Genomic DNA, 11175 nt, shown 5'->3' with positions numbered 1-11175 from the left:
ACGTGCGCGCGTTGGGACAGGAGCATGTGGCTGACGTCGTGCCTAGGGATCCGGCTTTGACTTTCCCACGGCACGGAGCGCTGCCGCCTCCTCCAGGATCCTCCGCACCGGCGTCTCCAGGATGCGTCGGTCAGCCGCTCGCGCTCGACAAGCCGCCATCTGTTCGCTGAGCGTCGCCTTCGCCTTGCGGAAGTACCTCGCAACGGACGACGCCGAGCACAGGCGATGGTCCACGGCCAGGCAAGCAACCAGCGCCCGACCACGCGCGTCCATGGCGCTCGATCCCCCGTGCAGGTCCAGCACGTCCGAGGTCTTGATTCTGGCCGCCACCCAGCCCGCGAGCAGGGCCAACGCGCCATCCACGTCATACGTCCTGCCCGCAGCTACCAGTGCCGCAGCCGGGCCGTGCACCGCTCTGGCCATGGTTGGCCGCGGCCCCACGCTGCCCGTCGCCATCTGCAGCCCGCGCGCCAACTCCCACGCCCGCCATTCTTCGTCGCTGGGTCGGCGGCGCATCGCATTGCCCACACGGCGCGTTGCGCACGGCGTCGGCGTCGAGCACAGGCCAAGGTACACCGGCCGCCAGCCCAGCATGCGCGCTTCCTCGCGCAGGCCGTCGACCGAGGACAGCGGCTGCGCCCGGTACGGGCCGGCCAGCACAGGGCTGCGCACAGGCTGCATTTCGCGGACCCATCGAGACAGCACGTTGCCGAAGGCACGCGCCACGTTTCCGACCGAGTCGCCTGCAGGAACCTGCGTCACGGTGTGGATCTCTCCCGGCAGCACCAGGTAGTCGATCAGCACGCGTCCCACACGTTCATGCGCACTGATCAGGCGCTGCCGGATCCGCCAGTGCAGCGAGGGATCGACGAGGAAGTCGCGCCCGACAGCAGCTTGCCAGCAGAGCGTCCAGGTCGACGCGAAGGCAGGATCATCGTCGGTGGATCGGGCGCAACGCGCTCGACCCTAACGCACACGACCCGGTCGCATTCAATGAGGTCACCAAGACCTCTAGGCCATCTGGTGAATTGAAGGTCGGGAGTCTGTTCGCCTTCGCAATTGCGCACGGACGATTTTCAGCTCTCCTTGACGATGCGCTCCATGTCTTCCATCGACAATCCATTTACCTTGGTCCACATCGTGATTGCGGCGACCAGGAAAGACACGCTATAAAACTCCGTGCCATCCGGAAGACCAAGGATCTTCATGCGCTCACGCAGTCTCCAACGGCGTACTTGAACCGGTGGATGACTTCCTGTTCCGACGACCCCGAGCCGAGCGCGCTCCAGCTCAATGAGGCGTAGCGACACCATCATGATCTCTGGGGCGACTGACACTATCGCCGCGGTGCCGGAGCGATAGCGGTGCTTCGAAAGCACCCGGATCCACATCTTGAAGCCGACGTCATCGGCAAATAGCTCGTTGCGAAACTGGTTCGAGAACTGCTCGACGTTCTGACGACTGGTTGGAGCGCGCAAGAACTCGGCGAGATCGAGCACCTGGTGGCCCAAGAACGAATGCGCGTACTCGTGCGCTATCAGGAAATTGATTCCCTCGTCGGAAAGCATGTCCACCAACTCCGCATGGATGGCCGTCCTCTCGGCGTCGTCGTCAGATCGTTTCGGCAAAGTCGCTGTGCCTGGCCCCTGCGGTAGAGGTTTGCCTGTGGCAGCGCTTGATATGAGCCATTTGAAGTACTCAAGTCTCTCGGGGTGCGCCGAAAGCTGGTCGACGAGACGCAGCGGGTCGAGCTTGAGCTCGACGCCATCGCTGCCAGCGTTCATGGCAATCAGGTCGAGAACCAGCCGAACAATCTCTCTATGAAATACACGTAGATTTGGATCGACCAAAATCAATCGACCTGCCGGCATATCGAACTGCACGGCCACAAGATTCGCTTGACCCGTTCTCAGGCTGCCGACCACTGGCCAAATTTTCTCCGGCAACTCTTCGCGATAGAGCGCTTCGAGATCTCGCTCGAAAAGCTCACTCGAAAGATGATTCAGACGGGACTCGCAACGCGTCTTGGGAACACTGCGCAGTGCGTTCTCGAAAGCAGGTCGAGTTCGCAAGCAACGCCAGTCGTCGGGCTGTGCTCCGCAAGATTGGTCAAGACTCCAAGTCTCCCACCAGATACGGATTCCATCTTTCCATCCCTCCCCGCTCGAACACTGGTTTGCCGCTCGCTGTACTTCCTCCAAGCGGGCAAAAGTAGGATTGAAGTCCGACAAGAAGGAGCCTGGCGCGTTCGAGAGCGAGCTGCCGCCCGACCCGGCTATCAGAGCGAGAAATGAAATCGCGATCGCGGCATGAACTTTCAACGAACCCTCGGAAAGACTCTGACCGAGAGCGGTTTGCTATCTGCAACGACTTGCTCACCGTTTCGAAGCGTCAGGCGCACGTCGAAATCCGTCCATGCCTCCTTGCCAATCGCCACCGCAGAGAAGCGAACTCGGATACGCTCAACGTCCTTAGCAGGGAGTGACGTCGGCACGCGATCGATGACGACGCGTTCGCCGGGTTTGGTCGGCAGTCCGACATCGAAGTTGTCTTGAACGGGCAGTGTCGCATTGCCAGATGACTTCGCGTCAGACGGTCGAACGGCAAGGACCTCCACGCCTATGCCCGTGATGACAACCGGAAGCTCTGTCCGATTGCGTACGGCGATCTCGTAGATTCCCACCGCTTCGGGCGAAGGCATTACCGTCACGAACTCGACGTCGGGAGTAAGTGCACCACGCCCTTTTGACAAGAGTTCGGGCAACTTGGACGCCGCCACGGCGGCCCCCCCGATGATGCCAAGAATCACGTAGATTCGTCGCCATCGCTTCGGGAACAGACGCTTCAGCGGCGACTTCAGCCATGCATTCTCGTCTGCGCTTCCCACGTCGCCCTCCTTGCCCGTTGCTTCGATTCTGCTGCGCGAGACGGTCCCTAGCAAGCAACGTTTATGGCCCATTCGGCCGTACGCGACGGGGCGACGCCAAGGGGATGCTTGAGACGATGTGACCGCGTTGAGCGACGCCGCGATGGAAGAGGCCCGGCAGCTTCCCCGCATGGAAGTGGGCTCAACGTCCCGACCAGTTCCTGTCGCTCGGGGACGTCAACTTTGCGGCAAGCAAATTGGCGAACCTTCGGGGATGTCAAACCGCGGGACAGCAACTGCCATCGGCGCTTCGATTGCAGCAAGCATCGGCCTATCGGCACGCAGACGTTGGAAAGAGGAGCGTTGAAAGCATCTCAGGCGAAACGAATAGACGTTAGTCGTGTGCGGACGCTTCATCAAAACAGCCGATGTGGCGGTCAGGCCATGGCGTGACACTGCATCCGTGTGGACGGAAGCATCCCGAATGTGGGCGACATGCCGAATCGTTTCGAGAGGCTGCAAGAGCTCATGGATGAAGTTGCTTCCCTCTACATCTCTTCCTCAGAAGTGATCCCGACCTCGCGAACGATTCTGGCGGCGCATGCTGATGCCGTGCCAGGCAGCACCTGCGCTTGGATACTCGTCGCCAGCGAGGCTTCGATGATGGCGGATGCACTGAAAAGCCGGGAGCCGACCTTCTCTAGGCAACTCTCGACCCTGACGAAGAGCGGCGTGCTCGAGAAGGAGAGTTCGAGGACTCGGGTGACCCGACTCGCCTACGCCGATCGGTCGGCGGTGACCCGGCGCGGGATTCGTCGCGGAATGCGGGTGAATGCGTGTGAATGCGACACATGAAAAATGAGGAAGGAGAAAGCCATGGCGAATTTGTTGGCGACGGGCGGATGCATGGCGTTGGCGGTCCTCCTGGTAGGATGCGCAACGCCCTCAAGCTGCGGCCTCGGCGGAGAGAAGGTCGTGATCGCGGCATCGGACAGCAGTCCGCCGTCGGTGTCTGTGGATTTCGTGATGCCTGACGGCAAGACAGTCTCTCGCACTCGCCGGGCGGCACACAGTCAGTCGCAGCGACTCGCAGCGGCATCGTGATGCATCGTAGCCAGCGTCCAGGACGGCCAAGGCGTCAAGGATGTGCAGATCTGGGCCTCTGAACGGAGATGCGAGATCGATGGGGACTCCAGGTCGTGTTCAGCACCGGTACGATCTAACGTGCCCTCGGCCAGCAGCCCGGATGGCGGTCGCATTGGTGATGCGGCCTGCAATATTCGGCGTACATCGCACAACGTTCAGATTGGGAAGAACGACAGGATCGACCTCTCGCAGCAGGTCGAAATCAGCGGCCTCAACTTCGGCGGGCAGCTCACGCAGTTGGGGACCATCACGATCCGGGTCCGCTAGCTAAGGAACCTCCGCAGAACTCATCGACGACCGATTCGGGGATTCGGGTGTCGCTGATTGGCGGCCGTCGCTCGCGCGGCTGAGGCCCGCAATGGGTTGGCTATGTCCGCTGAACTTTGGAGGCTGAAGCTCGGAAGCAAGCTGCAGGACACCTGGAGCGCAGCAATACGGCCGAGGCTGCGCCTGGCCGAGTTGCGGCAGTCGCCGGAACGCGATCCCCGTACGCCCTCCTCCTTTCTAACGATGCCACCGCGGGGCCCGGCGCCCACAATCCCCGAGGAGCCGCACAACGGCTTCCTTGGGAACCCCTATGAAATCCGGTCTGAATCTCGCCCGCCAGCGCCTCGCAGTCGCGGCCTCGTTCTTCATAGCCATCGTTGCAATCACGGCTTGCGGCGGTGGCGGCGACGACGCAACCGGGGGCGGTGGGTCGACGACGGGCGTCGTCCCCGCCATCACGTCGCAACCAGCGTCAGCCAGCGTCGTTGTGCCGCAGACCGCCACCTTCACCGTAGTAGCGACGGGCACGCCTGCACCGACGTACCAATGGCAGCAGAGCGCAGCGGGCGGCGTGTACAGCAACATCGCAGGCGCCACCGGCGCGAGTTTCACGACGCCGGCGACGACGGCGAGTGACAACGGCAAGTCGTTCAAGGTCCTTGTGAGCAACGCCTCTGGCAGCGTGCTCAGCGGAAGTGCATTGCTGACGGTGGCCTCCACCGCGGTGGCGCCGGCGTTCAACCAGGATGTGGCGGACCTCAGCGTCCTGGCACCCGAGCCGGCTGTGTTCTCGGCGCACGCGACGGGCGCGCCTACCCCTAACTATCAATGGCAGCGGAGCACGGACGGCGGGATCACCTTCTCCGACATCGGTGGCGCCACGGTGGCCAGCTACACGAGCGCTCCGACAGCACTGGTCGACAACGGAACCTTCTTTCGCGTGGTGGCGACCAACAGCGCAGGCAGCGCGACCAGTCGTTCTTCCAAGCTGACGGTCTACAACCCGGGCATCGGCGGTTTGGTGTCCAGCGTCGCCCGGGACAGTGCCGGCAACCTGTACGCGAGCGTGGTGCCCGATTCGATCGGCATCCTCAGCACGTTCAGGACGGGAGCGTTCTACGGCATGCGGAAGGTCGACATCAGTGGCAACGTCACGACGCTGGCCGGCAACAACACCAAGGCCTTGGTCAACGGCACCGGATCGGGTGCTAGCTTTGTGTACCCCTTCGGCCTGGCGGTCGATTCGCAGGGCAACGTGTTCGTCGCGGACTCCGCCGTGTCGACCATTCGCAAGATCACTCCGGCAGGGGTGGTTACCACCTTCGCGGGCGGCAACACTGCCGGAGGATACGTAGATGGCACCGGCACCCAGGCGAGCTTCTGGAATCCGGTGGGCATCGCCATCGATGGCGCCGACAACCTCTACGTGGCCGACGTCAGCAACAACAGGATTCGCAAAATCACGCCCGCGGGCGTGGTGACCACCCTGGCCGGTGGCGGCCCAGGTTCGGCCGCTCCGGTCGACGGCACGGGTGCAGCCGCTTCGTTCAGTGGGCCTAAGAGTGTGGCGGTCGACGTAGCGGGCAACGTCTTCGTCGCGGACACGGGTCATCACGCCATCCGCAAGGTTACCGCGACCGGCGTCGTGACCACGCTGGCCGGGGGCCAGATCGTCGGCTTCCTCGACGGCACCGGAAACCTCGCACAGTTCAAGTTCCCCGGCGCAGTGGCCGTGGACGGCAACGGCGTTCTCTGGGTGGGGGACACGAACAACAGCGCTGTCCGCAAGGTGACGCAAGCCGGAGTCGTCACGACCTTGATGACGGGCAACGCGCCCAACAGCATTGCGGTGGACGCCGATGCCAACCTGTACATGGACTTCAACTACGGGTCGCAACAGTCGCCTTACGAAATACGCAAGATCACGCCGGCCGGTGTGACGTCCACGATTCCCGACTGCTGCACACGAGCGCCCTGATCTCGACGGCCGCTGCCGCGTCTCGACAAATGCATCGGGTCGACTTGGGGCAGCGGCGAAGCATGCGGCAGCCGTCGATTCACCAGCGCGGGGCATTGAAAGAGGGACGGACATGCTTGACTATTTCAAGAAGAAGCTCACGGAGCTGCTGGATTCACTGCTGAATCCATTCTGGTTGCGGCTTCTCGCTGCTTCTTGGTGGATGCGGCTCGGCGCAGTGGGAATCGCAGTCGGCATCATCGCGTCAATCACGTTCTGGTCGATGCTCCAGCCATGGGTGGAACTGGCCATGTACCTCCCGCGGGTCGAATTTGGGACAGCGGGTCGGCTGCACCTACATGACATGTCGCGCCAGCGCGAAACGGTCGAGCGGCTTAGCGTGATCGTTGCAGCGGACCTGCATGCACGCGACCCAAAACCATCGGTATGGACTGCGGCGGAGAACGTCTGGGTACTTGCGAACTTCGTCGGACCTACCCGGGAGTTTGACCTGGCGCGCTACGCGCGGGCGCAAGCGAAGCAGCCGTGTGCATGCTGGCCAGAGTTGCCCGACCGACCCGGCGACCCGGCCAGCGTATTCATTTCAGGTTTCGTGCTCGCCGCGATGGCGAGCCAAGCGACTAAGGCGTCGGCTGCAGAGATCGGATTTCTACTTCAGCAGCAGCACGCCCAGGGCAGCTGGCCAATGTTCGAGGGCGTGAAGACGTTGGAGTATGCGTCCACGTATACGACGGCGTGGGCGTTGATCGGCCTGCATGCGCAGCACCAACTCGCTGACACGGCAGAACAAGCATTGATTGACGCGGCGATTGACCGTGGCCGTGCTTGGCTACTGCGCGTGCGCGAGCCGGGTGCACGTTGGCGTGCATATCCGGCCTTGGCCGGAAGCACGGTGTCGGGCAGTATCTCGGGCATGGTGCTGCATGCACTTCATCTTCTGGGCACGACGTCCCTGGCTACGCTCGACGACGAATGGCTCCAGAATCTGCCGCCTGTACCCGAGGCGAGCGCCGTTGAGCACGCCTATGTGGTGACGCAAACGCCGCTTGGCGAAATACACGACAACTCAGAGCAGGTCATACTGCCTTGGACGCTCGCGGCAACCGTTGATGCCTACGAGAATGGCGGGTTGATCAGCCGCGCGCGGGCGCTTAGGTGGATCGATCATGCTGTGTCCGACCCAGGCGTTATCGCCGGTGACCGGCAGAAGGATTCCTGGACACGAGCCGAACTGCTATACGGCCTGCAATTCAGCCTCAAGTGAGCGGGAGCCGTTTTATGCAATTCATTTCCCCGCGCATTCGATTTCTCCTTGGCTGTCTTGGACTGATGGGCGCACTGCACGGTTGCGCAAACGGACCCAGCTGCACCAGCGACATATGCGACAAAATCAAGGGCCTGGCTGGCGGTTCACAAAAACCGCCTACTCAGATGCCGCCGCCGAGGCCTCAAGCGCCGCCCCCTTTGACGGCATCTTGTGACACGGACAGGGTCGCGGAGTTGGTAGCGCCCACGCTGCTGGAGCCCTTCGATCGCCCACCGCAAGGCTGGTATGTCGACACCCTGGCCCAGGGGGCGCAGATGTCCATGATCAACGTGGCCAAAATCCAATCCACCCGCGGCCGACGCATGACATTCGCAGAGATGGCGGCTTTGCGACGTCAGCGGCCCGACGTCTACGCATTACTCAATCTGGCCTACATGCCAAATCTTTCCGATGTCGCACTGATGGGTCGTGCCGCACGAATGGCGAAGAGCGGTGGTGTGGATGCGAACTTGATCCTGACGGATGTCGAAAGCACTGGACACGCGCTGGCCCGCGCTATGGCGAAGTCGCCCGCCGACGCGAAGTTCATCGAAGACAACGTGCAGAGCCAGCGGGAGAACCTCAACGGCATGGCTGCTCGCGCAGCCGTGGGCGACGCGGCCTCGATGGCCGAACTCTCGACGCTGGCTGACCGTGCGCTGAAAACGGAAGTTGGAGCCGCCGCATCGGCCTCCACGACCTCTTACGCAAAAGCACTCCACTGCATGCGGGTGCGGTCGATGACCGATGGCGGCTCGTTCGACGCCTTCTGGCTTCTGAAGACGCCTTCATTCGAGACGGCCCTGCGGCGGGTTTCGCTGGTCGAAGTGATGATGAATCTCCCTGTCGAATGGATCAAGTACGAGGCAGGAGGTGGATTCGATCGCAACGTGCTCAGGCCGCGCGCCCAAGCTGGGTGCTTTCCTTTGGAGAGCAACGGCTGGGAGAGCAGCGAGGTCAAGATCTGGAATCAGTTCTGTGGCTCGGACGTTCACCCGGTCGTCACCAAAGCCGGCATCTGCAATTCGCGCGAGGCGTTCCGAACGATGAGCCTGTTGGCGACGACTGCGTTGCTGAGTGACCCCAGTCTCGTCCCCATGCGCGCCCTGCTCGCAGCGGGACGCGGCGTCCAGCTGGTTCGAATCAATGTGGAAGGAGTCGAGGCGATCGATGGCCATCGGGCCAAAGACGGTTTGCACTGCGTCGCCAGCGGCGAACCCATTTATGGTGAGGGTCAGCCGAGAGCGGGCAGCGGCCTGATGCAAGCGGCGTCTGTGCCCATGGACTTCTTGGTAAACCCTGTGGCGGCGGGCCGTGCCACTTTCAGCTTAGTGCTGCTGATGGGCAACAAGCCGTCTCAGCCTTGGGTGGCGACGGCGGCCACGAGGTGATGCCAAGGTAGATGGGAGAGTTGAAGGCATCTCTGCATCAAGGCGGGCCCCAACGAGCACGCGCGGTCGTCAAGCCCCCAAGCGGCCTATGAAGGCGGTGGCCGACACGCACTCAAGAGCCGCTCCTACGGGAGCGGCTCTTATTTCGAGAGAGCATGTCACCTAGCCAAGCTGGAGGTGACGCATGCGACATGCCTTTGGGATTTCCGTTCTTTTGCTGGGGGTTTGGACGGGTGCTCAAGCTCAACAGCAACCGTCACGACCCCCGATGCCAGCTTCCGCCACGGCGAATAGCACGGCACCCACAAACCCTACGACAAGAGTCCTCCAAGACGCACGACCCTCCGATGGCGGCCAACAGAGTGCTGCGACGCCACAGGTGGCGATACCGCTCAATCGCGCGGCATCTGGCGCCGTCGCATTGAAGCCGGGCAAGTCCGGGGGCGCAAGCGGAGGCGTTGACGACACAGTTGCGCGCTGCAAAGCAGGGACCGCCTCAGCAGTGTCCTCCAAGTGCACGACGCCGTAGGGAGGTCGCCTCTGGCGCTCGACCGATTGGGAAGTTACAACCGGCCAGTTCCTGCCGCTCACCAACGACCGGTGCGTCGACCGCCATCGATGCCGATAGCTAAACATACTCCAACGCTCTACAACACGCGGGACGCGGCGTCTATGTCGCGCCGGTCCGGGGCAAGTTCGGAAAGCGGGCACCAGAGGTCGGCAAGGTGGTCCAGGAATGGGCCTGCCAGCAAGGCGAAACCGTCGTCAGCACCGGGGCGGCAGCTGCCAACGCGATGGGCTTGACCACGCAGGTTGCGGTGCGCCAGGTCTTCCTGACGTCGGGTCGCAGCCGCAAGCTCAAGTTCGGCTCGCAAACGGTCGAGCTGCGCCATGCGCCGCCTTGGCAGCTGCTCTACCCGGGGCAGCCGCTGGCGAAGTCATCCGGTCTCTGGCCTGGGTGGGACCTTCGGGCCCGGAGGCGGCACTCGGCCAGCCCAAGCGCAAGCTTCCGGCGTCGGAACTGCAGGCCGTCGCCAACCCGCGCGCTCGGCTGCCTACCTGGCTCGCCAAGCAGGTCAGCACGCTGGTGACACATGCCTGATTTCTACTCGCTTTCGCGTGAGGATCGGCGCGAAGCACTGCTGACGGCGACAGAACGCGCCGGGCGCCCTCTGCATCTCCTCGAGAAGGCAAGAACCTCGCGGAGACAAGGTGAACGCAACCACCACACAAGCATCAGCTTGACGAACAACGCCGTACTCAACAAGCGGCGCAAGTCCGACAACCCTTGCGACCTTTGACTCGACCACTTCAAAGATGACCTGCGTCATCTGTCAAGGCTTACAGGTTGACGCAAATCCAGACCGCACGTTACCGTGGTGACCCAATAACGGGCACATCGGTCGAGGGGACTCATGCGAAAACCAAAGAGCGGCGCCCCGCTTGTGGCCGAGCCGCGGACCTTCGCGCCGAACGTATCCCCCTCCTCGCTTCAGGCCGACAGCGGCGCCACGACGCGCCGGCTGCAAACGCTTGCCTATGAACTCACCGTTGCCGAGGCACGCGAACGGCAGCGCATCGCGCACCTCCTCCATGACGAAATCGGCCAGTTGCTGGCGATGGCCCAGCTTCGACTCGGTGAACTCGGTCAAAGCCTGGCACCCGATACCCACCAGGCCGCCGTGCTCGAAGACCTGCGCATGCTGTTGACCCAGGCAGCTCAAGCCACCCGAACCGCCACCTTCGAGCTGCACTCGCCTGTGCTGCATCAGCTCGGACTGGAGGCCGCCCTGCAAAGCCTCGCCCAGCGGCTGCAACGCAGCTCAAAGATGCTGGTTCACCTCAGCTGCGACCTGAAAGACGTGGCGTTGGCGAAGGCCGTGCTCTCCGTCTTGCTGCGCACGGTGCGCGAGCTGGCGTTGAACGCACAGAAGCACGCCCAGGCCGCCAACCTGTGGATCGTGCTCGGCCGTGGTGACAGCGGCTTGCACATCAGCGTAAAAGACGATGGCGTGGGCTTCGATGCCCGCGAGGCGCCCCATCACTTCAGCCGCGAAGGCGGCTTCGGCCTGGTAAGCGCCGAGGCACAGATGCAAGCCATTGGCGGGCAGCTGGCCATCGAATCCTCTCCCGGGCGCGGTACCACGGCCACCGTGACGCTCGAGCTCGACGAGCGCAGATACCGCCCCACTTCCCTTCAATTGCCCATCCAGCAATGAGC

The 11175-nt window shown here is 62.8% G+C and carries 9 protein-coding genes and 1 pseudogene; 7 read left to right on the top strand and 3 right to left on the bottom strand.

The window, feature by feature from the left end; translation table 11 throughout:
• Positions 1-42 precede the first annotated feature (42 nt).
• The 3 genes from AC1DYS_RS11035 to AC1DYS_RS11025 all read right to left on the bottom strand — a co-directional run bounded on the left by AC1DYS_RS11035 (position 43) and on the right by AC1DYS_RS11025 (position 2887).
• Positions 43-804: a hypothetical protein gene (locus tag AC1DYS_RS11035; RefSeq protein ID WP_477898902.1), complete on the bottom strand. Its 762-nt coding sequence runs from the start codon at positions 802-804 to the stop codon at positions 43-45.
• 272 nt (positions 805-1076) lie between these two features.
• The gene (locus tag AC1DYS_RS11030) at positions 1077-2321 is read right to left on the bottom strand and encodes a hypothetical protein (protein WP_477898900.1); all 1245 of its coding nucleotides are present in this window, start codon (positions 2319-2321) and stop codon (positions 1077-1079) included.
• Positions 2318-2887, bottom strand: coding sequence for a hypothetical protein (locus AC1DYS_RS11025; RefSeq protein WP_477898898.1), 570 nt, complete (start codon positions 2885-2887; stop codon positions 2318-2320). The genes AC1DYS_RS11030 and AC1DYS_RS11025 overlap by 4 nt, the downstream gene beginning before the upstream one ends.
• Positions 2888-3361: 474 nt before the next feature.
• Between AC1DYS_RS11025 and AC1DYS_RS11020 the strand changes: the two genes are divergently transcribed.
• The 7 genes and pseudogenes from AC1DYS_RS11020 to AC1DYS_RS10990 all read left to right on the top strand — a co-directional run bounded on the left by AC1DYS_RS11020 (position 3362) and on the right by AC1DYS_RS10990 (position 11173).
• Positions 3362-3721 carry a hypothetical protein gene (locus AC1DYS_RS11020; protein ID WP_477898896.1) on the top strand — a complete coding sequence of 120 codons (360 nt, stop codon included), beginning with the start codon at positions 3362-3364 and terminating at the stop codon, positions 3719-3721.
• A gap of 868 nt (positions 3722-4589) precedes the next feature.
• Positions 4590-6257, top strand: coding sequence for a DUF8696 domain-containing protein (locus tag AC1DYS_RS11015; protein WP_477898894.1), 1668 nt, complete (start codon positions 4590-4592; stop codon positions 6255-6257).
• 112 nt (positions 6258-6369) lie between these two features.
• On the top strand, positions 6370-7521 hold the full coding sequence (locus tag AC1DYS_RS11010; protein WP_477898892.1) for a prenyltransferase/squalene oxidase repeat-containing protein: 1152 nt from the start codon (positions 6370-6372) through the stop codon (positions 7519-7521).
• Between the two features lie 317 nt (positions 7522-7838).
• A complete protein-coding gene (locus AC1DYS_RS11005; RefSeq protein WP_477898890.1) occupies positions 7839-8954 on the top strand; it encodes a hypothetical protein in 1116 nt (371 codons plus the stop codon).
• 707 nt (positions 8955-9661) lie between these two features.
• Positions 9662-9817: pseudogene (locus tag AC1DYS_RS11000) on the top strand (DUF6088 family protein); the annotation flags it as partial.
• Between the two features lie 38 nt (positions 9818-9855).
• Positions 9856-10056, top strand: a complete 201-nt coding sequence (locus tag AC1DYS_RS10995) for a hypothetical protein (RefSeq protein ID WP_477898888.1) — start codon at positions 9856-9858, stop codon at positions 10054-10056.
• 313 nt (positions 10057-10369) lie between these two features.
• Positions 10370-11173 (top strand): sensor histidine kinase, encoded by an 804-nt coding sequence (locus tag AC1DYS_RS10990; protein ID WP_477898886.1) that lies wholly within the window; start codon positions 10370-10372, stop codon positions 11171-11173.
• Positions 11174-11175 lie beyond the last annotated feature (2 nt).

It is taken from the genome of Rhizobacter sp. P2_G4 (assembly GCF_056403575.1).
Note: the sequence above shows the minus strand (reverse complement) of the source record. Positions and strands in the feature narration are given on the sequence as shown.